General features: G+C 62.3%; 23 protein-coding genes. 12 read left to right on the top strand and 11 right to left on the bottom strand.

Annotated elements, in window-relative coordinates:
* Positions 1 to 34: 34 nt before the first annotated feature.
* Both fabB and fabA read right to left on the bottom strand, forming a co-directional pair.
* Complete coding sequence (gene fabB / locus WBQ77_RS06950) at positions 35 to 1,255, bottom strand: beta-ketoacyl-ACP synthase I (protein ID WP_424059515.1); 1,221 nt, start codon at positions 1,253 to 1,255, stop codon at positions 35 to 37.
* 39 nt (positions 1,256 to 1,294) lie between these two features.
* Positions 1,295 to 1,825 carry a 3-hydroxyacyl-[acyl-carrier-protein] dehydratase FabA gene (gene fabA, locus WBQ77_RS06945; protein ID WP_424045170.1) on the bottom strand — a complete coding sequence of 177 codons (531 nt, stop codon included), beginning with the start codon at positions 1,823 to 1,825 and terminating at the stop codon, positions 1,295 to 1,297.
* 269 nt (positions 1,826 to 2,094) lie between these two features.
* On the opposite strand from fabA, the gene irrA reads away from it, so the two are divergent.
* The gene (irrA, locus tag WBQ77_RS06940) at positions 2,095 to 2,508 is read left to right on the top strand and encodes an iron response transcriptional regulator IrrA (protein ID WP_424059536.1); all 414 of its coding nucleotides are present in this window, start codon (positions 2,095 to 2,097) and stop codon (positions 2,506 to 2,508) included.
* A 45-nt stretch (positions 2,509 to 2,553) separates the two neighbouring features.
* On the opposite strand, the gene WBQ77_RS06935 is transcribed toward irrA, so the two are convergent.
* Positions 2,554 to 3,141, bottom strand: a complete 588-nt coding sequence (locus WBQ77_RS06935) for an SH3 domain-containing protein (protein ID WP_424045147.1) — start codon at positions 3,139 to 3,141, stop codon at positions 2,554 to 2,556.
* Positions 3,142 to 3,354: 213 nt separating this feature from the next.
* On the opposite strand from WBQ77_RS06935, the gene WBQ77_RS06930 reads away from it, so the two are divergent.
* Positions 3,355 to 4,347 carry a 2-hydroxyacid dehydrogenase gene (locus WBQ77_RS06930; RefSeq protein WP_424045149.1) on the top strand — a complete coding sequence of 331 codons (993 nt, stop codon included), beginning with the start codon at positions 3,355 to 3,357 and terminating at the stop codon, positions 4,345 to 4,347.
* A gap of 18 nt (positions 4,348 to 4,365) precedes the next feature.
* Here the strand turns inward: WBQ77_RS06930 and WBQ77_RS06925 are convergent, their stop codons facing one another.
* The 6 genes from WBQ77_RS06925 to ubiE all read right to left on the bottom strand — a co-directional run bounded on the left by WBQ77_RS06925 (position 4,366) and on the right by ubiE (position 10,756).
* Positions 4,366 to 5,607, bottom strand: a complete 1,242-nt coding sequence (locus WBQ77_RS06925) for an FAD-dependent oxidoreductase (RefSeq protein ID WP_424059514.1) — start codon at positions 5,605 to 5,607, stop codon at positions 4,366 to 4,368.
* A 144-nt stretch (positions 5,608 to 5,751) separates the two neighbouring features.
* On the bottom strand, positions 5,752 to 6,564 hold the full coding sequence (locus WBQ77_RS06920; RefSeq protein ID WP_424045152.1) for a HesA/MoeB/ThiF family protein: 813 nt from the start codon (positions 6,562 to 6,564) through the stop codon (positions 5,752 to 5,754).
* A gap of 72 nt (positions 6,565 to 6,636) precedes the next feature.
* Entirely contained in the window at positions 6,637 to 7,086 is a 450-nt protein-coding gene (gene dut / locus WBQ77_RS06915) for a dUTP diphosphatase (RefSeq protein WP_424045154.1), read from the bottom strand.
* A gap of 8 nt (positions 7,087 to 7,094) precedes the next feature.
* The gene (coaBC, locus tag WBQ77_RS06910) at positions 7,095 to 8,321 is read right to left on the bottom strand and encodes a bifunctional phosphopantothenoylcysteine decarboxylase/phosphopantothenate--cysteine ligase CoaBC (protein ID WP_424045155.1); all 1,227 of its coding nucleotides are present in this window, start codon (positions 8,319 to 8,321) and stop codon (positions 7,095 to 7,097) included.
* A gap of 60 nt (positions 8,322 to 8,381) precedes the next feature.
* The gene (gene ubiB, locus WBQ77_RS06905) at positions 8,382 to 9,956 is read right to left on the bottom strand and encodes a 2-polyprenylphenol 6-hydroxylase (protein ID WP_424045156.1); all 1,575 of its coding nucleotides are present in this window, start codon (positions 9,954 to 9,956) and stop codon (positions 8,382 to 8,384) included.
* A 14-nt stretch (positions 9,957 to 9,970) separates the two neighbouring features.
* Positions 9,971 to 10,756 carry a bifunctional demethylmenaquinone methyltransferase/2-methoxy-6-polyprenyl-1,4-benzoquinol methylase UbiE gene (ubiE, locus tag WBQ77_RS06900; protein ID WP_424059512.1) on the bottom strand — a complete coding sequence of 262 codons (786 nt, stop codon included), beginning with the start codon at positions 10,754 to 10,756 and terminating at the stop codon, positions 9,971 to 9,973.
* A 115-nt stretch (positions 10,757 to 10,871) separates the two neighbouring features.
* Between ubiE and mutM the strand changes: the two genes are divergently transcribed.
* From mutM to WBQ77_RS06850, 10 genes are all read left to right on the top strand, one after another.
* On the top strand, positions 10,872 to 11,771 hold the full coding sequence (gene mutM / locus WBQ77_RS06895; protein ID WP_424059510.1) for a bifunctional DNA-formamidopyrimidine glycosylase/DNA-(apurinic or apyrimidinic site) lyase: 900 nt from the start codon (positions 10,872 to 10,874) through the stop codon (positions 11,769 to 11,771).
* 14 nt (positions 11,772 to 11,785) lie between these two features.
* Complete coding sequence (locus WBQ77_RS06890; RefSeq protein ID WP_424059508.1) at positions 11,786 to 12,601, top strand: enoyl-CoA hydratase; 816 nt, start codon at positions 11,786 to 11,788, stop codon at positions 12,599 to 12,601.
* 110 nt (positions 12,602 to 12,711) lie between these two features.
* Positions 12,712 to 13,011 (top strand): putative quinol monooxygenase, encoded by a 300-nt coding sequence (locus tag WBQ77_RS06885; protein WP_424045162.1) that lies wholly within the window; start codon positions 12,712 to 12,714, stop codon positions 13,009 to 13,011.
* 148 nt (positions 13,012 to 13,159) lie between these two features.
* On the top strand, positions 13,160 to 13,426 hold the full coding sequence (gene rpsT / locus WBQ77_RS06880; protein ID WP_424045164.1) for a 30S ribosomal protein S20: 267 nt from the start codon (positions 13,160 to 13,162) through the stop codon (positions 13,424 to 13,426).
* Positions 13,427 to 14,229: 803 nt separating this feature from the next.
* Positions 14,230 to 14,664 (top strand): rhodanese-like domain-containing protein, encoded by a 435-nt coding sequence (locus WBQ77_RS06875; RefSeq protein WP_424045173.1) that lies wholly within the window; start codon positions 14,230 to 14,232, stop codon positions 14,662 to 14,664.
* Between the two features lie 149 nt (positions 14,665 to 14,813).
* Entirely contained in the window at positions 14,814 to 16,241 is a 1,428-nt protein-coding gene (gene dnaA, locus WBQ77_RS06870) for a chromosomal replication initiator protein DnaA (RefSeq protein ID WP_424045175.1), read from the top strand.
* A gap of 251 nt (positions 16,242 to 16,492) precedes the next feature.
* Positions 16,493 to 17,608: a DNA polymerase III subunit beta gene (gene dnaN, locus WBQ77_RS06865; RefSeq protein ID WP_424045166.1), complete on the top strand. Its 1,116-nt coding sequence runs from the start codon at positions 16,493 to 16,495 to the stop codon at positions 17,606 to 17,608.
* Positions 17,605 to 18,804: a DNA replication/repair protein RecF gene (gene recF / locus WBQ77_RS06860; protein ID WP_424059506.1), complete on the top strand. Its 1,200-nt coding sequence runs from the start codon at positions 17,605 to 17,607 to the stop codon at positions 18,802 to 18,804. The genes dnaN and recF overlap by 4 nt, the downstream gene beginning before the upstream one ends.
* 76 nt (positions 18,805 to 18,880) lie before the next feature.
* Positions 18,881 to 21,313, top strand: a complete 2,433-nt coding sequence (gene gyrB, locus WBQ77_RS06855; protein ID WP_424059504.1) for a DNA topoisomerase (ATP-hydrolyzing) subunit B — start codon at positions 18,881 to 18,883, stop codon at positions 21,311 to 21,313.
* Positions 21,314 to 21,448: 135 nt separating this feature from the next.
* A complete protein-coding gene (locus tag WBQ77_RS06850) occupies positions 21,449 to 23,527 on the top strand; it encodes a transglycosylase domain-containing protein (protein WP_424059502.1) in 2,079 nt (692 codons plus the stop codon).
* A 25-nt stretch (positions 23,528 to 23,552) separates the two neighbouring features.
* Here the strand turns inward: WBQ77_RS06850 and WBQ77_RS06845 are convergent, their stop codons facing one another.
* A complete protein-coding gene (locus WBQ77_RS06845; RefSeq protein ID WP_424059500.1) occupies positions 23,553 to 24,374 on the bottom strand; it encodes a M48 family metallopeptidase in 822 nt (273 codons plus the stop codon).
* Between the two features lie 89 nt (positions 24,375 to 24,463).
* Entirely contained in the window at positions 24,464 to 24,679 is a 216-nt protein-coding gene (locus WBQ77_RS06840) for a hypothetical protein (protein ID WP_424059534.1), read from the bottom strand.
* Positions 24,680 to 24,682: the final 3 nt, after the last annotated feature.

The following is a 24,682-nucleotide window of genomic DNA, read 5'->3' as shown; positions in this document are numbered from 1 at the left end:
GCTCAAAGTTGCCTAACGTCCCGCGCCACCGGCCTCAGCCATCCAACCGGCGGAAAACGAGGGAGGCGTTGGTGCCTCCAAAACCAAAACTGTTCGACATTACCGAATTCAGCGCAATACCGTCTTCACGCTGACGAAGAATCGGCATGTCGGCGACCTCGGGATCCAAGGTCTTGATATTCGCCGATTCACAAATGAAACCGTTCTTCATCATCAGCAGCGAATAGATCGACTCGTGCACGCCTGCCGCGCCTAACGAGTGCCCCGTGAGCGATTTGGTAGCGCTGATCGGCGGGCAATCGTCGCCAAACACCTCGCGAATGGCCCGGATCTCGAGGATGTCGCCCTGAGGCGTCGAGGTCGCATGTGGGTTGATATAGTCGATTTTCTCGCCGTTCAGGTTTTGCAGGGCCATGCGCATACAGCGCACCGACCCTTCGCCCGAGGGCAACACCATGTCATGGCCATCCGACGTCGCCCCGTAGCCGACGAGCTCCGCGTAAATCTTCGCGCCGCGCGCCTTGGCGTGCTCCAGCTCTTCAAGCACAAGCACGCCCGCGCCACCGGCGATCACGAACCCGTCGCGCGCCACATCGTAAGCGCGACTGGCCGTCTTGGGGTCGTCGTTGAAGTGCGAGGACATCGCATTCATCGAGTCGAACAATACGGAAAGCGTCCAGTCGAGCTCTTCGCCGCCGCCGGCGAAGACCACATCCTGCTTGCCGAGCTGGATTAGTTCCGCCCCGTTGCCAATGCAATGCGCGCTCGTGGCACAGGCCGAGGAGATGGAATAGCTGACACCCTTAATATGATAGGGCGTCGACAGCGTCGCCGAATTCGTCGAACACATGGACTTGGGCACTTCGAAGGGGCCGACCTTTTTGGGGCCCCGTTCGCGGGTCGTATCGGCCGCCTTGACGATGGCATGTGTCGACGGGCCGCCCGAGCCCATGATCAGGCCAGTGCCCTCGTTGGAAATGTCACTTTCCTCAAGACCAGAATCCTGAATGGCCTGCTCCATGGCCACATAGTTCCAGCCGGCGCCCGCGCCCATAAAACGGCGCACTTTGCGGTCGATCGCGTCCTCCCAATCGAGCGAGGGGGCGCCATGTACCTGGCAGCGGAAACCAAGTTCGGCATATTTGTCGGCCTTGACGATGCCCGACTTGGCTTCGCGGAGAGAAGCCACGACCTCCTGCGCATTGTTCCCGATCGAGGAAACGATGCCGATGCCGGTTACGACCACGCGTTTCATTGGCTCAACGTCCTTGAGGCCAGTGCTGTGACAAATGGTCTATGCACTAGCGGATGCGGCTTCGTCCGCCTGGAAAAGCCCGACCCGGAGGTCCTTGGCCGTGTAAATCGTTCCACCATCCGCCTTGAGCCAGCCATCGCCAGTCCCAAGCGTGAATTTGCGGCGAATGACCCGCCGGAGCTCAACAATATATTCTAGCTTTTTCACTGTCGGCTCCACCATGCCGGAGAACTTCACCTCGCCGACGCCAAGCGCACGCCCCTTGCCGGGGGCGCCCGTGCAACCAAGGAAGAACCCGAGCATTTGCCAGAGCGCATCCAGCCCGAGGCAACCCGGCATGACCGGATCGCCCTGAAAGTGACAGGCGAAGAACCACAGATCGGGCTTCAAGTCCAACTCGGCCACGATCCGACCCTTGCCGTATTCGCCGCCATCCGGCTCGACAAGAGGAATTCGGTCGAACATCAGCATTGGCGGCAGGGGCAGCTGCGCATTGCCAGGGCCAAACAACTCGCCCCGACCACATGCAAGCAGATCCTCGTAGTCGAAGCTGGACTGCCGTTGCGCCAGTGGTTCTTGCACGCTGATTTGTCCTTCATACGGAATGTGATCCATTTGGTGGGCTGGTTTCCTAACACATGGATGGTCCCACAAAAAGCCCGGCTGGCGAGCCCTATCCGCCGCCCCTTTTTCGGCCGTTCACCTGATACAGGTCAAAGTGCCAAATTGTCCGCCAGGGCATAGCATTGCGGTTCCTGCGGCTTCCCACTATATTCCGAGCATCAATGACTTACTCGTTTAAGACCATGGAAAAGACCTATACCGCAGACGATGCGAAAATGGCGCCGGCCGGCACCGCGGCCAAGCTTCTGCGCAGTGCGGGCCTCCGGCCCACACGTCAACGGCTCGCCCTTGCCCGGCTTCTATTCGCCGAGGGCGACCGACACGTGACGGCCGAGCATCTGCACGAGGAAGCTGTCGCGTCGAAGGTGCCAGTGTCGCTGGCGACCGTCTACAACACGCTTCACCAATTTACCGAGGTGGGGCTGTTGCGCGCGGTGGCCGTGGAAGGTGCGAAGACCTATTTCGACACCAACACGTCGAACCACTTTCACTTCTTCTGCGAGGAAAGTGCGAACCTACTGGACATCGACACGAGCTCGATCCGCATCGAGGGTCTGCCCGAGGCACCGGACGGCAAGGTCATTTCGCGGGTCGACGTGCTGGTCCGTCTCGTCGACAAGGACGTCTAAGCGGCGCTCGCGGCTCTTGCGCCCCGCCAGTCGCCGAAAATGCGGCTACTCGAATTTTTCATCGCGATACACCCCCCAGAGCTTCTTCTGTTGGACGTAGCCCGAGTAACTGCCCACAGCCAGTTCGCACCATTTGCCGTCGCACTCCACCAGATCGCCTATGACGCCCGGCTGAAGCTGCGCCACGACGCCGGACCCAGCCGACTGGCGGTCGTGCAGCGGGATCGACACGGGTCCTCCCTGCTGGGACTTGCTCCAAGGGCTGACAAGCACTGTGCGCCGTCCGCTGAGGAGGCTGTGAAAGACCCACCCGTCGGCTCCTTCGCTGTCCCTTACGCGCCGCCAATTCTCGAACTCGGCAATGACCTCCACCGGCAGCCCGGCCCGGGAAAATACCCAGACGATCGCCTGGTCGGTACTGGGACCGCGCCGCACATTGACCTTGTTGGACTTTAGGCTGACGAAGCGCGGAACGGGCAGGCCCGAGCTTTTTCCATTCCCGGTTACCGATATGACGGCCTCTTCCGCCACGACAGGCGCCAGAGTGGCGAACAGGACGACCCCTGCGAGAAGCGCGCCTCCAGCCAGCGCCAGCGCTGTTCTCAGCCGTACAGTCCCTCGAAAGCCCATCATTTCCCCCTTTGGCTGCCGAATCTTACCCTCTGAATGGCGGAGAATAGTGAACGGATCGTGGCCCAAACGGCACTTGGTGGCGTCTGGGGGCGCCGTCGGCCCAATTGAGCCAAGTTGACGCTTTATCTCACGGAGTCGCTTCTGTTAGACAAGGCGCACAATTCAACGAAAACTCGGGCTCGGGACCGCCCAGCCTTCTGACGGGACATAGTTATGGCTTCAGAAAGACCGCTCGTTATCGTCACGCGTAAACTGCCGGATGTCGTGGAAACGCGACTGCGGGAGCTGTTCGACGCGCGGCTGAACCTCGACGACAAGCCCTTTTCGCGGGACGAACTGATCGCAGCCGTGAAGGAGGCCAACGTGCTTGTGCCTACCGTCACCGATCGGATCGACCGTTCCGTGCTGAGCCAGGCCGGGCCGGAACTCAAGCTGATTGCCCAGTTCGGAACCGGCGTGGACAATATCGACCTCGACACGGCCCGCAATCGTGCGGTCCTCGTGACCAACACGCCCGGCGTCCTCACCGAGGACACCGCCGATATGACCATGGCCCTGATCCTCGCGGTGCCGCGGCGTCTGACTGAAGGCGCGGCGCTGCTGAAATCCGGCAGCGACAAATGGCAAGGCTGGTCGCCCACCTGGATGCTCGGCCACCGCATCTACGGCAAGCGCCTGGGCATTGTCGGCATGGGCCGGATCGGACAGGCTGTGGCGCGGCGCGCCAGGGCATTTGGCCTTCAAATTCATTATCACAACCGGCGCCGGGTGCAGGCCGAAATCGAGCAGACGCTCGAGGCGACCTATTGGGACAGTCTCGACCAGATGTTGGCGCGTATGGACATCATCTCCATCAACTGCCCGCACACGCCGGCGACCTATCACCTGCTGTCGGCGCGCCGCCTCGCGCTTCTGAAGCCCTCGGCCTATATCGTCAACACGGCGCGTGGCGAGGTGATCGACGAAAATGCCCTGGCCCGCATGATCGAAAATAACGAGCTTGCCGGCGCCGGCCTCGACGTGTTCGAGCACGAGCCCGCGGTGAACCCCAAGCTGCTGCGCAACGACAAGGTCGTGGTGCTGCCGCATATGAGTTCGGCTACGCTCGAAGGCCGCGTCGACATGGGCGAGAAGGTCATCGTCAACATCAAGACCTTCCTGGACGGCCATGCGCCGCCCGACCGCGTTCATCCGGCAATGTTCTAGACGGGACTTAAGCGTCGCTTACGCGCGGGGCACTTCCGGCAGTGCGACATGCTCGGGCCTGAATCCGAGGCCAACGATCCGGGCCGGAATGCGCCTGAGCAGGGGAAAGTTATTCAGCATCCGCAACGGGAACGGAATCTCTGTAATCTCAGACGCCGACAAGACGTTCGAGATGACGCGGTCCTGTAGGAAGACCTGCATCCGCTGCGTGAGCTTGACGGGCAGGATGCGGCGCTTCTGCACCTGCGCAAGATTCGCCTCCGTGACGTTCCTCTCCAGCAGCGGCAGCGCCAGGATATTCGCGGCCGCGACGGCGTCTTGAACCGCCAGATTGACCCCCACGCCGCCGATCGGCGACATGGCGTGGGCGGCATCGCCGATGCAGAGTAGCCCGGGCCGGTACCATTGCTTCAGACGGTCGACCTTGACCGACAGCAGTTTCACATCGTCCCAGGATTCGAGTTCGCGCACGCGTGCGCCAAGGGACGGCTTCAAGGCCATTATGGCAAGCCGGAAGGATTCGAGCCCGTTGCGCCGCAGCTGATTGAGTCCCCCCTTGGGGATGACATAGGCGCATTGCCAATAATCGCCACGGTTGATCATGATGAAGAACCGGCCGGGCTCGATGCGGCCGAACGTGTCGTCGCCGTCCTCGGGCTTTCGCGACAGGCGCATCCACAGCACGTCCATTGGCGCGCCGATATCCTCGACCTCGAGCCTGGCCAGCGACCGCACCGTAGAGTGGCGGCCATCGGTGCCAACCACAAGGTCCGTGCGAACTTCAAGGTCGCCGTCATGGGTTGCCGCCTTGAGACCGACGATCTTGCCGCCCTCCGTCAGTAGCTCGTCCACGTCGGCGCCTAGGCGCAAATCGAATTTCGGATTTTTCTTTCCTTCCGCTGCTAGGAAATCGAGGAAGTCCCATTGCGGCATGAAGGCGATGTATTTGGCCACGGTCGGCAGGTGAGAGAAGTCCGCGATCTTGACAGTGCGATCGCCGATCTCCGCGCTGAGATGCTCCATCTTTTCATGGGGTAGGTTCAGAAACGCATCGAGCAAGCCCAACTCGTCCATGACCTCGAGGGTCGACGGGTGAATCGTGTCGCCGCGGAAATCGCGGAAGAAGTCTTCGTGCTTTTCGAGGACGACGACTTTCACGCCTGCCCGGGCAAGCAGGAAGCCCAGCATGACGCCTGCCGGTCCGCCGCCCGCAATCGCGCACTGGGCGGAGATAGTCTCTTGCTTCGCCTCGCCGGACATCGCGCAGCCCTATGTGAGGGCGCCCGGCACGAACGTCGGGCGATCCCGTGATCGACGACCCCTAGATCAATCTAGATTTTCACGAGCAGATCATGGATGCAAAAGATTGAGAAATTCTATTACCGCGTGTTGCATCGCGGTCCCTCACGCATCCGAGGCGATGTGGTGGGACAGGTCCCGGAATCTGGGATTTTTCCCGTTGACCGGGTTTTCCGGATCCCATGCGTAGCGAACTGTCGAGAAGCGGGCCTGGAGCCCGTCGTAGAGCATGAGCCGGCCCACCAGGCTCTCGCCGATGCCGAGGAGCTCCTTGATCACCTCGACCGCCTGAAGGCAGCCCAAGACCCCGGCGACCGCGCCCAGGATCCCCGCTTCCGAACAGGCCGGGACGGTTCCATCCGGAGGCGGGGCTGGAAACAGACAGCGATAGTTCGGGCAGGGCTGTCCGTCCGTATCGGTCTCGAAGGCACGGAAGGTGGTGAGCTGACCGTCGAACGGCCCCACAGCGGCTGTGACCAGCGGCCGTTTGGCGATGTAGCACGCATCGTTGACGAGATAGCGAGTCGCGAAATTGTCGGAGCCGTCGGCGACGATGTCAAAGGCCCCAATAATGCTCAGCGCATTTTCTGCGACGAGCCGCGTGGTGAAGAGCTGCACCTCCACATGGGGGTTGAGGTTCAAGACGGTTGCGGCGGCGCTTCGCGTCTTGGGCTCGCCGACAAACTCGGTTCCATGCAGCACCTGGCGCTGGAGATTGTCGAGACTGACGTGATCGTCGTCGACGACGCCGATCTGCCCGACGCCCGCGGCCGCCAGATAAAGGATCAGGGGGGAGCCGAGGCCGCCCGCGCCGATCACGAGCACGCGGGCTGATTTCAAGCGCTGCTGCCCCTCGCCGCCGATCTCCTTTAAGACCAACTGGCGGCGATAGCGGGCAATTTCCTCGTCTGTCAGCATGGTCTCGTTCTACGCAATATCCATCTAGGAGTTGAGCATATGGTGCGCCAAGGTGGCCTGCTTCAGGCCCAGTCAGCCGGTGGAACCGAAGCCGCCCTGCCCGCGCCCGGTCTCGCTCAGCTCCAACGCCTCGGCAATTTCCGCCGCGCACACGCGCGCGATAATGACTTGAGCGATGCGATCCCCTCGCGCGATGCGGAACACTTGGTCACCATGATTGATCAGCAAGACTTTCACCTCGCCGCGATAATCCGCATCGATCGTGCCCGGACTGTTGAGCACCGTCACTCCGTGCTTCGACGCCAGCCCCGAACGCGGCCGCACCTGGGCTTCGAAGCCGGGCGGAAGTTCGAACACGAGCCCCGTGGGCACCGCCCCACGCGCACCGGCGCTCAGCATGATCGGTTCGTCTTCGCCGACGGCAGCGACAAGGTCGAACCCAGCAGAATGTTCCGTCTGATACTCGGGAAGTGGCAGCCCCTCCCCATGCGGGAGCCGCAACACGCGCAACTGAACTTTCATCGAGGCCCTCACTCAGCCGCTAGCTGCATCGCGTGCAGGGTTTCGGCGGCTCGGGTGAGGAGCCTCGCGGCCATCTCGTCCTTGCTCATGGCGGGCCAGTCCTCGACACCGGTGGCGGAGACGAGATGCACCTCCGTGCGATCCCCGCCCATGATGCCCGTATCCGGGGACACGTCGTTGGCGACGATCCAATCGGCGCCCTTACGGCTAAGCTTCGCCTGCGCATGAGTGATGATGGTTTCCGTCTCGGCCGCAAAACCGATGACCAGGGTCGGCCGCCGCCCGCCCGGGGCCGAAAGGGTCGCGAGAATATCGGGATTGCGAGCCAGCGCCAGATTGAGCCCGCCCTGGCCTTCTTCCTTTTTCAGCTTCTGCGCAGCTTGATTGGCTACACGCCAATCGGCGACAGCCGCGGCGCAGATCGCGACATCCACCGGCAGGGCCGCGAGCGCGGCGTCCAGCATATCCGCGGCGGTCTCGACCTTGATCGTCGTCATGCCCGGCATGTCCGGCAGGTTCGTCGGACCGGAAATCAGGGTGACCTTGGCTCCCATGTCTTTCGCCGCGCGTGCCAGCGCATGGCCCTGCTTACCGGATGAGCGGTTGGCGATATAGCGCACCGGGTCGATCGGCTCATAGGTCGGCCCGGCGGTGATCAGCACGTGCCGGCCCGCGAGCGAAACGCCATGCACGTTGGGCAGGACACGCTCGATCGCATCCGCAATGGCCTCGGGCTCCGCCATACGGCCCGGACCGAATTCGCCGCACGCCATGTCGCCCTCGTCGGGACCGACGAAGCGAACACCGTCGGCGCGCAGGGTTGCGACGTTTCGCATGGTCGCGGGATGCTCCCACATACGGACGTTCATGGATGGCGCTACAAGGACCGTCTTGTCTGTCGCCATCAACACGGTCGATGCCAAATCGCTCGCAAACCCGTTCGCCATCTTGGCGAGGAGGTCCGCCGTCGCCGGCGCCACCACTACAAGGTCTGCCTCGCGCGAAAGCTGGATATGGCCGATCTCCGCTTCGTCCTTGAGATCGAAGAGATCGGTGAAAGCCTTCTCGCCGGACAGAACGGCGAAGGAGAGTGGCGTCACGAATTGCGCGCCGCCTTGCGTCAGGACAACCCGCACGGCTGAGTGCCGCTCGCGCAGTCGGCGAACGAGTTCCAGAGCCTTGTAGGCGGCAATGCCGCCGCCAACGATCAGAAGGATGCGCTTGCCGGGGAGCATAGGGTCTGTCCTTGGGTTCGTTGGTTACAGTCTACCATAGTGACGGCCTGAGATTGGACCTCAGAAGATCTGCGTGACCGCGATGGCAAGGAGCGCGAGCGCACCGACCCAGATGCCGATGTGCATCCAGCGGTCTTGGGATTTCTGGGCCTGCGCGAGCCGCGCCACGCTCTCATCGTCGAGCCTGAGGCCGTCTTCGGCCATGGCGCCGAACGCGTCCGCCGTGTGCTCGGCTTGGCGCAAAAGCTTGGGCAGGTCGCCAACGAAGCGGCCAACCGAGGCTGCACCTTCCGCCGCCTGTTCGATCCGCACGCCGGCGCCAAGCTGGCTTTCAAGCCAGTCCTTCACGATCGGCTCAGACACGACCCACATGTTCAACTCCGGATCCAGGGTTCTGCCGACCCCTTCGACCACGACCATCGTCTTCTGGAGCATGATCAGCTCGGGCCGGGTCTGCATATCGAAGACGTCGGTATATTGGAGGAGCTGCCCCAGCAGCTGGGCCATCGAGATTTCGTTGGCGGGGCGGTCCATGATCGGCTCGCCGATGGCCCGCAGTGCTTGCGCAAACTGGGCCACCGAATGTTTGCGTGGCACGTAGCCTGCGTCGAAATGGACTTCGGCCACGCGCCGGTAGTCGCGGGTGATGAACCCGTAGAGGATCTCGGCAAGGAAGCGCCGCTCCTTCATACCAAGACGCCCCATGATGCCGAAATCGACCGCGACGATGCATCCATCCGCATCGACGAACAGGTTTCCCTGGTGCATGTCGGCGTGGAAAAACCCGTCCCGCAGGGCATGGCGCAGAAAGGTCTGCATGAGCCTCGCGCCAAGCGCCTTAAGGTCATAGCCTTTGACCTTGAGAGTCTTGAGGTCGCCCATAGGCGTGCCGTCGATCCATTCGAGCGTGAGAACGCGCCGGGCGCTACGCTGCCAGTCCACGGCCGGAACCCGGAAGCCTTCGTCGCCTTCTATATTGTCGGCCATCTCGGAAATTGCGGCAGCCTCCATGCGCAAGTCCATTTCGATCGCTACGGACTTGGCGAGCGTGTCGACGACGGCGATGGGGCGCAGGCGCCGTGACGGCCCATGAAAGCGTTCTATCATCCGCGCGGCGAAGAAGTAGGAATCGAGATCCTTCTTGAAGCGCTGCTCAATGCCGGGCCGCAGTACCTTGACGGCCACGTCTTTGAGATTCCCGTCAGCGGTCCGAACCTTGGCCTTGTGCACCTGGGCGATTGAGGCCGCCGCCACGGGCGGGCTGAATTCAGCAAAGAGCGCGGTGAGCGGTGCGTCCAGCTCGGTTTCCACCAGCTTGACCGCCTCGTCTTGCGAGAACGGCGGCAATCGGTCTTGCAGGGTCGAAAGATCGCGCGCCAGTTCCTGACCAACAATGTCGTCTCGGGTGGCGAGGAACTGGCCGAGCTTAATATAGGAAGGGCCGAGCGATGTCAGCGCGGAGGACAGCCGCACCTCATTCTCGGTGCCAGGCTTCTTGCGCAGCGGCGCCGTCACCCGGCCGAATACGGCAAGCGGCCCCGACAAGCGCACATCTTCGGGCAAAACGCGCGCACCGCTCCAGGCGAGGGTCGCTCCCGCCTTTGTCAGCCGCGCCATGTTCACGATGGCGTTCACGTCTACCGCCTCACTTAAAGCCGCCAGCCCGAATGGATGGCGGCGATGCCGCCGGTCAGGTTCCGGTAGCGCACGCGCTCGAACCCAGCGTCTCTTATCATCTGCGCGAAGCGTTCCTGATTGGGAAAGCGTCTTATGCTTTCCACGAGATATCGATAGGACTCTCCATCGCCGGCCACAAGGCGCCCGAGCGCGGGGATCGCATTAAAGGAATAAGCGTCGTAGAGCCGGTCGAGAAGCGGCATTTCGACGTTCGAGAACTCCAGACAGAGGAAACGGCCGCCCGGCTTCAAGACTCGATACGCCTGCGCCAACGCGGCATCGATGTGGGTGACGTTCCGGATCCCGAAGGCGATCGTATAGGCCTCAAACCGTTGGGATTCGAAGGGCAGATTTTCCGCATTGCCCTGAACGAAGGTCAATCGCTCGGGTCCGATAGAGCATCCCTCGGCGCGCGTCTTGCCCTCATCCATCATCTCCTTCGAGATGTCGCAGATGGTGGCGGTGCCGCCGGGCCCCGTCGCATCGAGGAAGCGCGTGGCGACATCGCCCGTGCCGCCCGCCACGTCGATCAGCGCGAACGGCGCGCCGGACTTCGGTGGCGAGAGCGCGGTGATGAGGTCAGCCTTCCAAAGCCGGTGCAACCCGCCCGACATCAGATCGTTCATCAAGTCGTAGCGGCCGGCGACCTTGGAGAAGACCTCGTTGACGAGGCCTTGGCGGGCGTTTTCGGAAACGCGGGCAAAGCCGAAGCTTGCCTCGCTGCCCGATTCGCCCCGATTTTTCACGTCTGCTGGCATGGCAGCGGACAATAGCCTAAGCCCCGAGATCAGGCTATTGTTGCGGTGCAATGATGGTAGCTTTGCACTGCAACGTACCGAAACGCCGTTTTTGAACCCCGGTTTCTAGAGCCCGATGCCAGAACTGCCTGAAGTCGAGACCGTGCGCCGAGGATTGAAGCCGGTCCTTGTCGGCAACGCGTTCGCATGCGTGGAACAGCGCCGGCCGGACCTACGCTTCCCGCTGCCTGAGCGCTTCGGAGAGCGCCTGAAGGGGCGCACCATCGAGGGCCTGGACCGGCGCGCGAAATATCTGCTGGCCCGGCTGGACGACGGCGAGGTGCTGATTATGCATCTCGGCATGACGGGGCGCTTCGCCATCGACAAGGCCAATGGCACGAAGAGCGCCCCCGGCGACTTCGTTCATGGGCAGAGCCCGGCGGTCGAATTCGGTTTCCCCAAGCACGAACATATCGTCTTTCATATGGGAGACGGCTCGGCCGTCCGCTACTCGGATGTGCGCCGCTTCGGCATCATGGACCTGGCGCCGGCCGCGGGCCTGAATGACCATGCGCTCTTCAAAGGGCTCGGGATCGAGCCCCTCGGGGGCGACCTCACGCCGGACTGGCTGGCCCGGAAGCTGAAAGGCAAGACCACACCGATCAAGGCCGCGCTGCTCGACCAGCGCCTGATCGCTGGGCTCGGCAACATCTATGTCTGCGAGGCCCTGCACCGCGCCGGCCTCTCGCCGACGAGGCGGGCGGGGTCGCTTGCGACGAAGTCGGGCCGGCCTACCGAGAAGACAGCAACATTGGTGAGAAGCATCACGTCCGTACTGCGCGATGCCATTCGCGCCGGCGGGTCGTCGTTGCGCGACTACCGCCACACGGATGGGCGGCTGGGCCGTTTCCAGCATCGCTTCCGCACCTATGGCCGCAACGGGGAGCACTGCAAGACGCCCGCCTGCGACGGCACGATCGGGCGTATCGCTCAAGGCGGCCGCTCGACCTTTTACTGTCCAATCTGCCAGAAATAGGAGAACTAACGCACATGTATATGGATCAGGCCGCCGTGGGCGGAGAGCCTGTCAACAAGGAGTACGCAACGCTCATTGTGACGCGCGAGGGCAAGGTGGGGCTGATTACCCTCAATCGCCCGAAGGCGCTCAACGCTCTAAACTCGCAGCTCGTGGGCGAACTCTGCGAAGTCCTCAATACCTTCGACAAGGACCCGGACATCGGCTGCATCGTCATTACGGGCGGCAAGAAGGCGTTCGCCGCCGGTGCGGATATCAAGGAGATGCAGAGCAAGACCTCCGTGGAAGCCTACAGCACCGCGTTTCTGGCGCCCTACGATACGATCGCCGCAACGCGCAAGCCGATCATCGCTGCCGTGGCGGGCTATGCGCTGGGCGGGGGCTGCGAGCTCGCAATGTCCTGCGACATAATCTTGGCGGCCGATAACGCCGTTTTTGGTCAGCCCGAAATCGGTCTCGGCATCATGCCGGGTGCTGGCGGCACGCAGCGCTTGACCCGCGCCGTGGGCAAGGCCAAGGCCATGGAGCTGTGCTTGACCGGGCGCCATATGCGCGCCGATGAAGCCGAGCGGTCGAACCTCGTCAGCCGCGTCGTACCGGTCGAGTCGCTGCGGGACGAAGCTATGAAGACCGCGGGCAAGATCGCCGAATTCCCCACGCACACCGTCATGATGATCAAGGAATCGATCAACAGGGGTTTTGTCACGACGCTCACCGAGGGCGTCCGGTTCGAGCGCAACCAGTTCTACTCGCTCTTCGCCACCGAAGATCAGAAGGAAGGTATGGCCGCGTTCATCGAGAAGCGGAAGCCCAACTTCCAGGACCGCTGAGGGTTCGCTGGCGGCGGCTGGCACTCATACAAGCGCCTTCAGAGCATAGACCCGCCAGCTTGCCAATCCTGTCCCGGGCTTCCAAGCTTCGGGGCAGGAGGAGCCGAACCATGCTTGGAAAAGTCACCGTGATCGCATTCCATCGCGCCAAGCCCGGCAAGGAAGACGCCTTGCGCCAGGCTTTGCTGGCATTGTGCGGCCCGACCCGAAAGGAGCAGGGCTGCCTCAACTACGATCTGCATGTCTCGGCGGACGACCCGAGCCTGCTGGTTTTCCACGAGAACTGGACCACCAAGGCGGATCTAGACAACCACCTTGCCTCGCCCCACATCGACGCCTTCCGGGGCGTGGCCCGCGAATTGCTGGCCGAACCACCCAACATCACGCTGTGGGGCGAGGCGAAGGCTTGAGGAGGGCCAGCCCGTTGGGGCACCCAGTTGAGGCCGCGTAGTTGACGCTTTGGGGACCGGTCGCTATAGAGCATGCCAAATTCGTATTTATGGCGCTTTTTGAGAGCCGCGGCGCGCGGACCGAAAGCTGCCGTCAAGGATCCTGAACATGGCCAATACCAAGTCCGCGAAAAAAGCCGTTCGCCAGATTACCCGCCGTACCGAAACAAATAAGACGCGGCGGAGCAATATGCGCACGCATCTGCGCAAGGTCGAAGAAGCCATCGCTTCTGGCGATAAGGTTGCTGCCCAGGCGGCCTTGCGTGTCGCCGAGCCGGTTCTTGCCCGAACGGCGCAGCTTGGCATCCTTCACCGCCGCGCCGCCTCGCGGAAGGTTTCGCGCCTCTCCAAGCGCGTCGGCGCCATGGGTGCGTAGAAGCCCGGCTGCTTTGCTGCCCCGCTGCTTAATTTCACTAAATGACTGATCCGTCGGCCCCGGCGGCCGGCCTGCTCGCGATAGGCCTAGTGTGCCCGATCGTGCGCGCCCGCTCACGGTCGTCCACGCGCTGAAACCACAGGCGCAGACCGGCACGTCGTCCCTCACCTCTCACGTCAACGTCTTGAAACCTCGGCCCGGCAAGGTGCGTTTGGGCTAGCGGCAGGTGTTGTGTGCACGGCGTATTGCGCCATGTGAACAAATGTCTCAATTGCTTGACACTGAGATATCAATTGCTTGACGGCCTGGTCATGTGGACGCGGGGCCAAACTGTTGCCCGAGCGCCGCACTTTTCCACTGAATGCACTTCGAAAAAAAAAATTCGGCGTTCAAAAGCGCTAGAACGCCCGGCCGCGCGGCGTCGGTTAGTTAAACCCGGCTGATTCAGGCTTTCTCCACAGGGGTTTGGCAGGCGCCCATCAATGATAAGTCTACTGACTAATACTGGTTTGCGCGCGAGTCTCGTCAGCTTGATCGGCGCGAAAACCGTGTGTATAGTCTGCTTATCCGAACGGGGAAGTCCCCTCCTTACAATTGAGTACCTTGATCTTGGCCGTTGCCGAGACAGGATTTCTTTGTCTTAAGCGTGAGTGCCCATGAACATCTTGTGGAATGCTTATGCGTAAGTTGTGAATATTGCGTGCGTAGACCGCACAAGATCACCACGGTTAGTGAGTGGCACGAATTCTGTTCTTGTACCGTGCTCATGAATATGAGGAGGAGGCTCGATTTTGGGCGCGCACATGGACAATTACACGATCGAAGAGGTTGATGTGGCGTCGGCCTGGAGCGCTCTCCAGGGGAATCCTCGATCGCAATTAGTCGATGTGCGTACACGCGCGGAATGGACCTATGTGGGTATCCCGGATCTTGGGGCCCTTGGAAAACGGACTGTCCTCGTTGAGTGGCAGACGTTTCCCGACCAGTCCGTCGATCCGCGGTTTGCCGAGCGACTTGCGAACGAACTGCAAGCCCTCGGAGTCCAAGTAGACGACGATCTTTTCTTCATTTGCCGTTCGGGTAGCCGAAGCCTGGCCGCAGCCAGGGCAATGGCATCCGCAGGGTATCGCGCTTGTCACAACGTCACGGAGGGCTTCGAAGGCCCGCTCGATGACGACCGACATCGCGGGTCTCTGTGTGGTTGGAAAGCGATTGGGCTTCCCTGGCTGCAAGGCTAGGGGGCCGGTCATAGAGACTTTTTGGGATGGTCCGCGTCCAAATTGTTGGCCGCTTTGGTATCTGCGTACGGTGCGTGTTGGCGCGACAAAAGAATGATTAGGGAAAGAACAAAATCGTGGCAGAGGCACAGGCACGGGCACACGAACATGTGGCCCATCAAGAGGATCCATGCGGGCCAGGCGAAGCCTGGACGCGAGTAAAATCCCGGCTACGCGGTGAGCTGGGAGAGGACGTTTATGCTAGCTGGTTTCGCGGCGTCGAGGTGGGCGATATCGCCGGGGGCGTCATCCATCTGACAGTGGCGACGCGCTTCTTGCGCAACTGGCTGAGGACTCATTACTACGACACCGTGCTGCGGCAGGTGCAGGGCGAGTGGCCGAAGACGGAGCGCCTTGAGTTCTCCGTGCGGCAGCCGCACTTCACAGTCGAACCGCCAAAGGACGTTGCCATCCCGCGCCCGGTCTCACCCCAGTTGGCGGCGCAGCGGCCCTCGCTGCCGATGCCGCTGCGCACAGGCTATGACGGGTTCGAGGGCTCTCCGCTCGATCCCCGCTTAAGTTTCGGAAGCTTCGTGGTCGGCGACACGAACAAGCTGGCTCATGCGGCGGCGCATCAAGTCGCGCGCTCCTCGGCGAGTCCGCAGTCGCCCTTTAACCCATTGTTTCTTCACGGTAATGTAGGTCTCGGCAAGACTCATCTTCTGCACGCAATCGCCTGGGAGGTGAAGCGGCAGAAGCCGGAGGCCGAGGTTCTGTATCTCACCGCCGAGCGCTTCATGTCGGGCTTCGTACAGGCCTTACGGGCACGCGATGCCCTCGCCTTCAAGGAGAAGTTACGCAATATCGACATTCTCCTGATCGACGACATGGAGTTTCTGCAAGGGCCGACGATCCAGCAGGAGTTCTGCCACACGCTGAACTCACTAATTGATGGCGGGCGGCAAGTCGTGGTCGCCGCGGATCGTGCGCCGACGCATCTGGACAAGCTCGATATGCGGATGCGTTCCCGCCTCGGCGGCGGGCTCGTCGCCGAAATGAAGGCCATGGACTACGACCTGCGCCATCAGATCCTCGAGAAGCGCGCGCAGGAGGCGTGCGCGGAGACGAACGGTCTTGAAGTGTCCGACACCGTGATTGCGTTCCTTGCGGAGCGCCTGACGGAAAGCGGGCGCGAACTAGAAGGAGCCGTCCACCGGCTACGGGCGAGTTATCAGCTCACCGACGAGCCGGTTACCATCGCCGTAGCTGAACAGATCGTTCGCGACCTCATGCGCGGCGCCGAGCCCCGCCGTGTCCGCATCGACGATATCTTGAGGACGGTGTCGAAGCATTACGGCGTCAATCGTAGCGATCTTCTCTCTGGACGGCGGAATCGCTCGATCGTACGGCCCCGGCAGATCGGTATGTATCTGGCCAAGCTGCTGACCTCCCGGTCGCTGCCTGAGATCGGCCGCCGGTTCGGGAACCGCGACCACACCACGGTGCTGCACGCGATCCGCAAGGTCGAGCAGCTGATGGGTGATGACACGCAGCTCCGCGAGGAGATCGAGCTCTTGAAGCGGCTCCTGCGCGACTGAGAACGCTGCATCCGGGCCCGGTGCCGTTAGCCGGTGCGATGGCGCCCTTTGAGCGCTGGGCACTCTTGCAAATTCTGCCACAGCGCTGCAAGTTCAGTTGGGTTTTTTGAAGCGGGTTTTTCGCCCGCCTCGCCAAGGCTCCATCAGGACAGCGGCGGCTCCAGCAGGAGCCAGGCATCAGCCTGAATGAGAGCGTTGGATTGGGGACCAATCAGCGAAAAAGACGCCAGCTTTCGGGGTACTCTCCAACCATGCGCCTAACGATCGAAAAGCCGAAACTCACCAAAGCCCTCGCCCATGTTGCGAGCGTGGTCGAGCGACGGAATACGATACCGATTCTATCCAATGTCCTGCTGACAGCGGACGCGAACAAGCTGAGGCTGACGGCCACCGATCTCGACATGGAAGTCGTGGAAACGGTCGACAGCACGATCTCGACCGAGGGCGCCGTGACGGTGCCAGCACATATGTTCAACGACATCGTGCGCAAACTCCCGGACGCCGACGTCTGGATCGATCGCGATGAAAAACAGGAGCGCCTCACCATCACGTCGGGGCCCGCGCAATTCTCGCTTCAGACCCTGCCCGCGGACGATTTCCCGACGCTTTCCGTCGAGGATCTCGACCATGCCTTCACGCTGCCGGCGGGGGACCTCAAGCGCCTCATCGAAAAGACGCGCTTCGCCATCTCGACGGAAGAGACCCGCTATTATCTGAACGGCATCTATCTGCACGCGGCCGAAACGGACGGCAAGGAGACCCTTCGCGCGGTCGCTACGGATGGACACCGGCTGGCCCAAGTCGAGATACCCCTCCCCGAGGGCGCCAAGGGCATGCCGGGCGTGATCGTGCCGCGCAAGACCGTAGCCGATCTGCTGCGGCTTACGGAAACTGACGAGGACGAAATCCGTATCGAGCTGTCGCCATCCAAGATCCGCGTTTCGTCGGGTCAGGTCGTGCTGACATCCAAGCTGATCGACGGCACGTTCCCGGACTATGAACGCGTGATCCCGCAAGGCAATGACAAGCGCCTGGAACTGGACAACACCACGTTCGAGCAGGCCGTGGACCGGGTCTCGACGCTGTCCAACGACAAGGGCCGCGCGGTGAAGCTCGCCGTTTCCGGTGATACGCTGACCTTGTCCGTGAATAATCCAGATTCGGGCAGCGCCACGGAGGAGTTACCGGTCAGCTATGACGCCGATCCGCTCGAGATCGGCTTCAACGCCCGCTACCTCCTCGACATCGCGCAGCAGCTCGATAGCGAGACGGCCGAGTTCCTATTTGCTGATCCCGGCTCACCGACCATGGTGCGTGATATGAAGGATGCATCGACCCTCTACGTGCTGATGCCGATGCGGGTATGACCGCGAGCACAAACGAACACGACATCGAGTTCACCCAGACACAGACGGCCAAGCCCGGCCCAGCGACGCTTTCGATCCGCACGCTGAAGCTCACGGACTTTCGCAACTATGCGGCCGCACGTCTTGACCTAGACGCGCGCCCGGTCGTTCTCGTCGGCGAGAACGGGGCGGGCAAGACCAATCTTCTCGAGGCGGTATCGCTTCTGGGGCCGGGCCACGGACTGCGCGGCCGGCCCTATATGGAACTCGCGCGTAAGGACGGCACGAGCGGCTTTGCCATCGCCGCCACCGTTCGCACACGCCATGGCGAGCTGGATATCGGCACGGGCTATAGCGCAGGCACGAGCCCGGAAGGCGCGGGCCGGACCGTACGCATCGCCGGCAAGGACCGCAGCGCAGGCGCCCTCGGCGAGCATGTCAAACAGGTTTTCCTGATCCCGGCCATGGATGGGCTCTTTACGGGCGGTGGCGCGGACAGGCGCCGCTTTCTGGACCGTCTCGTTGGCGCCATCGCGCCAGGTATCCGGACCTCACTCAATCGCTACGACCGGGCCATGCGTCAACGCAATCGTCTGTTCCAGATGCGCGAGTATGGGACCGGCCTGTTCGAGGGTCTGGAGGAGCAGATGGCCGAAGCGGGCGTCGCCATCGCCGCAGCGCGGCTTGACGCGGTCGAGCGGCTCTCCGCGCTCATCGAGGACCGGCTTGCCGCGGAAGGCGAGACGCCCTTCCCGCACGCGGTGCTGTCGCTGCATGGCACTGTGGAGGCGGACCTTGCGGAGCGCTCGGCGACAGAGGCTGAAGATGCCTTTCGGATCCTTCTGGAAGAAGGCCGGGAGCAGGACCGCGCGGCGGCCCGCACCCTCGAGGGGCCTCACCGGAGCGACCTGCTCGTGGTCCATGGACCGAAAAATGCCCCCGCCGCCATATGCTCGTCGGGTGAGCAAAAGTCACTGCTACTGGGCCTCGTTCTGGCCAAAGCTGAGCTGATCAAGACCATGGAAGAGGTCGCCCCACTCGTGCTTTTGGACGAGGTGGCCGCCCATTTGGACAGCATGCGGCGCGGGGCACTATTCAACGAGATTTTAAGGCTTGGAGTCCAGGCCTGGATGACTGGAACGGACAAGGAACTTTTTTCGCCCCTGGCACAAGATGCTCAAATCTTGGACGAGAATCGGGGTATAATAGGTCTATAATTGATGCATTCGCCGGCACCGAAGCCTGGCCTCACGACGACCCTCGAAACCTCTTCTAAAAGTACCCTCGCGAACCATGACACCAGCTGCCAAACGCAAGGCTGAAGCCGCGGCCGATTACGGCGCCGAATCCATCAAAGTCCTGAAAGGCCTCGATGCCGTGCGCAAGCGGCCGGGCATGTATATCGGCGATACCGATGACGGATCGGGCTTGCACCACATGGTCTATGAGGTGGTGGACAACGCGATCGACGAGTCGCTGGCAGGTTATTGCGACCTGATCAACGTGACGCTCAACGCCGACGGGTCGGTCACGGTCAACGATAACGGTCGGGGCATCCCCACGGAGATTCATCAGGACGAAGGAGTCTCGGCTGCCGAGGTCATCATGACCCAGCTACATGCGGGCGGAAAGTTCGACCAGAACTCCTACAAGGTCTCCGGCGGTCTGCACGGCGTGGGCGTCTCCGTGGTGAACGCTCTGTCCAGCAGGCTGGACCTGACCATTTGGCGGGCCGGTAAGGAATATTCGATGCGGTTCGCCGATGGCGAACGCCAAGGCCCTCTCGACGTCGCGGGCGACGCGGTCGGCAAGACCGGCACGCAGATTACGTTCGTGCCGTCGGTCGAGACCTTCACCATGACGGATTTCGACTATGCCACGCTGGAGCATCGCCTGCGCGAGCTCGCATTTCTGAACTCAGGTGTGCGCATCGTTCTGACCGACCTGCGCGGCGTCGAGCCGAAGTCAGAGGATCTGTATTATGAAGGCGGCTTGCGCGCCTTTGTTCGATACCTCGACCGTACAAAGCATGCCCTCATCACCGAGCCGATTATGGTGGAGAAGACCCATGACGGCATGACCGTGGAAGCGGCTCTGTGGTGGAACGACAGCTACCATGAGAACGTCCTGTGTTTCACGAACAATATTCCTCAGCGCGACGGCGGCACACATCTGGCCGGCTTCCGCGCGGCGCTCACCCGTACGGTCAATACCTATGCGGCTGAATCCGGCATCGCCAAAAAGGAGAAGGTATCGCTTACGGGCGACGATGCCCGCGAGGGTCTAACCTGCGTGCTCTCGGTGAAGGTTCCGGATCCGAAATTCTCGAGCCAGACAAAGGAGAAGCTCGTATCCTCCGAAGTGCGCCCCGTGGTGGAAAGCGTCATGTCCGAGCGGCTGTCGCAATGGTTCGAGGAAAATCCCAACGAAGCCCGCAACATCGTGCAGAAGATCGTGGAGGCCGCAACCGCACGCGAAGCGGCGCGCAAGGCCCGCGAGCTGACACGGCGCAAAGGCGCGCTGGACATGGCGTCCCTCCCCGGCAAGCTCGCCGATTGTCAGGAGCGCGATCCGGCAAAGTCCGAAATCTTCCTCGTGGAGGGCGACTCCGCCGGCGGCAGTGCCAAACAAGCGCGCGAACGCGGCTTTCAAGCCGTGTTGCCGTTGCGCGGCAAAATCTTGAACGTGGAGCGTGCCCGAATCGACAAGATGCTATCGAGCGCGGAGATCGGCACACTGATTACCGCCCTTGGAACGGGCATCTCGGACGAATTCGACCTCTCGAAGCTTCGCTACCACAAGATCATTATCATGACGGACGCGGACGTGGACGGATCGCATATCCGAACTCTGCTGCTGACCTTCTTCTACCGGCAGATGCCGGAGATTATCGAAGCCGGCCATCTCTTCATCGCCCAGCCGCCGCTCTACAAGGTGAAGCGGGGCAGCCAAGAGCGCTATCTCAAGGACGAGCCCAGTCTTCAGGACTACCTGATCGGCGAGGGCCTTGCGGATACCGTGCTGATGACGGGCGAAGATGCAGCAAGAAGCGGCGCGGATCTGCGCGACATCGTCGAGAAGGCCCGCAAGATCACAACCATCCTGGGCGGTCTGCATAGCCGCTATCCGCGTTTCATCATCGAGCAGGCCGCCATCACCGGGGTGCTCAACCCGAAATTGCTGAAGGATGCGGCAGAGGCTCGGGAGGCTGCCAACTATATCGCACGCCGGTTGGACGCTCAGTCCGACGAAACCGAACAGGGCTGGGAAGGCGAAGCGCTTGCCGAAGGCGGGCTGCGTTTCTGGCGCGAGCTCCGGGGCGTGATGGAATCACACCTCATCGACGGGCCCTTCATCGCCTCCGCCGACGCGCTGAAGCTCGACCAGTTCGCCGAGCATCTCCAGGAGGTCTATGCGAAGCCCGCGGTGTTGAAGCGCAAGGAAACGAGCCTCACCCTTCACGGGCCGTCCGATCTCCTCGACGCCGTCATGGAAACTGGGCAGAAGGGACTTTCCCTCCAGCGCTACAAGGGGCTCGGCGAAATGAACCCGGAACAGCTCTGGGAAACGACGCTCGATGTTGACTCGCGGACCATTCTGCAGGTGAAGATCAAGGAAGGCGAAGACGCCGACGACATCTTCTCCCGGCTCATGGGTGACGTGGTCGAGCCGCGCCGCGAATTCATCCAGGAAAACGCGCTCCAAGTCGCCAATCTGGACGTTTAGCCCGACTATCGAGCCATCTTCCTTAACGGGATGGCAACGTGGGTGTCCTAGGGTCCTCGTGGTTGAAGGCCCATATGGCCCTCCCGTGGCGGCGGCAAGGCGATTTTCCATACATCGCATGGAGTGCGCGTGAGTATGAGCGGCGCGAAGCGCAGGCCCAAACCTAGAACCACAGGCCAAAGGCGCGCTCTTCCCCGTTCGTCTGCAACGAAGCCGTCCGGGGCGAAGACGGCCGCACGCCGGACGCGGGGTAAGCGCAAGGGCCTTTGGACGCGTTACAAGCGCCTGTCTCAGCGGCATCTCTATCTTTTCAAGACGGCCCGCTTCGGTCTTTTCACCTCACTCTGGGGTACGATCATCCTGGCCGCCGCTGTGTTCTTTTTCATTTCGCGCGTGCCCGATCCGCTCCTGGCGACGTTGGACGACCGGCCGCCGAATGTGACCGTTCTCGCCGTCGATGGCTCGGTCCTCGCTGAGCGGGGCTTGCGCCGAGGGCATGTTCGCGTCGACGTGCTCCCCGACCATCTCATCAAAGCGGTTCTTGCGACCGAAGACCGCGGCTTCTACGACCATTGGGGCGTCGCGATTGGCGGGTTGATCCGGGCGAGCTATCGCAATTTTCGCGCCGGCACCGTCGTGCAAGGCGGCTCGACCATCACGCAGCAGCTTGCAAAGAACCTGTTCCTGAAGCCCGAGCGAACGGTGATCCGCAAGCTCGAAGAGCTTATCTACACGGTCTGGCTCGAACGTCGCTTCACCAAGGACGAAATTCTGGAACTCTATCTGAACCGGGTTTATCTCGGTGGCGGCACTTTTGGCGTCGAAGCGGCCGCGCGCCACTATTTTGGCCGGTCGGCCCGCGACGTCACGCTGGCGCAGGCCGCGGTGCTGGCGGGCCTCCTGAAGGCGCCATCACGGTATGCGCCGACGCGCAGCGTCAAGGCGGCGAGCGCCCGAGCCGCGGTGGTGCTCAAAAATATGGTCGATGCGCGGTTCATTTCGGCAGCCGAAGCACGCAAAGCCGGTCAGCAGCCTTTGAGACTGCAGGCCAAGGGCGATGCCACCGGTTATCCTTATGCGGTCGATTGGGTCGCCGCGATGCTGCCCGAATATGTGGGCCGTCACGATGACGCTCTGGTCGTGCAAACCACGATTGATGCGAAACTGCAGCGGCTGTCGCAGGAGCGCTTGCGCAAGCTGCTCGATGGCAAGGGCCAGAAGCTCCGCGCGGGTGAAGGTGCTGTAGTAGTGCTCGACCCCAAGTCCGGCGCGGTGCGCGCGCTTGTCGGCGGGCGCTCCTACAAGACCAGCCCTTATGACCGCGCGCTCAACGCGCGGCGGCAGCCGGGCTCGGCATTCAAGCCCTTTGTCTATCTCGCGGCGCTAGAGGCGGGTTTTACGCCGACGTCGGTCGCGAATGATGGACCCGTCAATATCCGCGGCTGGAAGCCGTCGAACTATACGAACACCTATAAGGGCCGGGTCTCTCTTCGCTATGCCCTGACCCATTCCATCAATACGGTAGCCGTGAAACTGACGGCGAATTTAGGACCGAGCCGGGTCGCGCAAACCGCACAACGTCTTGGCATCGGCTCGAAACTCGACGCGCGGCCCTCGCTCGCGCTCGGCACGTCCGAAGTGACGCTGCTCGAGCTGACGGGCGCTTATGCCCCATTCGCCAATGGGGGTGCGCGCGTACTGCCCCATGTCATCACCCGAATCCGCAGCGAGGACGGCAAGGTTCTCTACACGCGGCAACGGTCGGCCGTGGGTCAGGTCGTTGCACCACGTCATGTGGCGGCCATGAACGACATGATGAGTTCGGTGGTCCGGCGGGGTACGGGCAGGCGCGCCGCCATTCCCCGGCATCCCGCAGGGGGAAAGACCGGGACCACCCAGAACTCGCGCGATGCCTGGTTCGTCGGGTACACGGCACACTATGTCGCCGGTGTCTGGATCGGCAACGACAACAACACGCCGATGAGGAAGGTGACGGGCGGCTCGCTTCCCGCCGAACTCTGGCACGACCTCATGCTCATCGCGCATAAGGGCCTAAGGCCGACCGCGCTGCCGAGTCGTCGCGGCCCCACCATGCCGTGGCAGGGCCGGGGCGCGATCGCCGGACACTTTCCGTTCAACGTCAACGGCCACAACAAGGGCGCTAGCTCGCAGCCCTTCTACAAGCGTGTGATCAGCTTTTTTGGCGGCGGCTAGACCGCGCAAAAGATCGCGACTTCGCTCAAGACCCGCGTTCGGAGCGCGGCGGCACGTCTGCTCCATAAGCATGAAGGTTTGATCCGTGCGTATGGAGCCAGTCCCGCGCTTCATCGTGGCGCGGCATGGTGCGCGCGACCAGGGCCCAGAATTGCGGCCCGTGATTCATTTCTTCCAAATGTGCGACCTCGTGGGCGGCGAGATAGTCCAGCACGAAGGCCGGCGCGAGAATCAGACGCCAAGAAAAGGACAATGCGCCGGTCGAGGAGCACGACCCCCATCGGGTTGTCTGGTCGCGCACACTGAGCCGCTTGGGCGCGAGGCCGAGCCGCTTGGCGTGAATGTCCACGCGCAGCCTGAGATCGGCTTGCGCCTGCCGCTTGAGCCAATCGAGCAGACGGCGGGGCACGTGGTCCGCCTCCCCCGCCACGCGCAACTGCGGCAGTGGGCCAGCGGCATCGGTCAGCCCCTCCGGCCAAAGAGGGGCGAGCGGCGCATCTTCCGAATCCTCGACCCAGACGACCCCGCGGCGGCGGACCGGACCGGCATAATGGAGACGATGGGCCAGGCCCCGCAAAGGGATCACCGCGCCGTCCGAAAAGGGTACCGGCTCGCACAGCCCCGCGAGCCGCTCTTTGAGCCAGTCCATATGGCGCGACAGAAATTGCTCGGCATCGGCCAAGCTCGAATAGACCGGCACGGTGAGCACGGCGCTCCGGCGGGCTTCGCTGACCTGGAGGCTAAAGCGCCTCGCCCGGGCGCTGCGGCGCAGTACCAGAGGCACGTCCAAACTGTTGATCTGGACCTCCATCGTCCCGACGCGTCCGAGATTCAGGCGCTTCAGCATGTGGCGTCCCCGGCCAATGGGCCCAATTGCCCCTCGAATCTAAGGGCACCAGATTAGCACAGAGAGAGGCGGGAACGCGCGCCCGTGCTTCAGACAACGCGTTGCAAAACGCGTTTGAGCATGCTCTTTCGCGGTTGGTGGGCCCGCATAAAGGTCCGGACTTTGGGCAAAATTTCATTTCGGAAGCGCGAGCCGTTGAAGACGCCATAATGGCCCACTCCCGCCTGCAGGTGGTGGGCCCGCATCGTGTCCGGCAGGCTTGTGCACAAATCCTGCGCAGCCTCGGTCTGGCCGACGCCGGTGATGTC

This window comes from Methyloceanibacter sp., assembly GCF_049590335.1.
In the GTDB taxonomy this organism is placed as follows: Bacteria; Pseudomonadota; Alphaproteobacteria; order Rhizobiales; family Methyloligellaceae; genus Methyloceanibacter.
The sequence above is the reverse complement of the archived record's forward strand: the minus strand, read 5'-3'. Positions and strand labels throughout refer to the sequence as shown.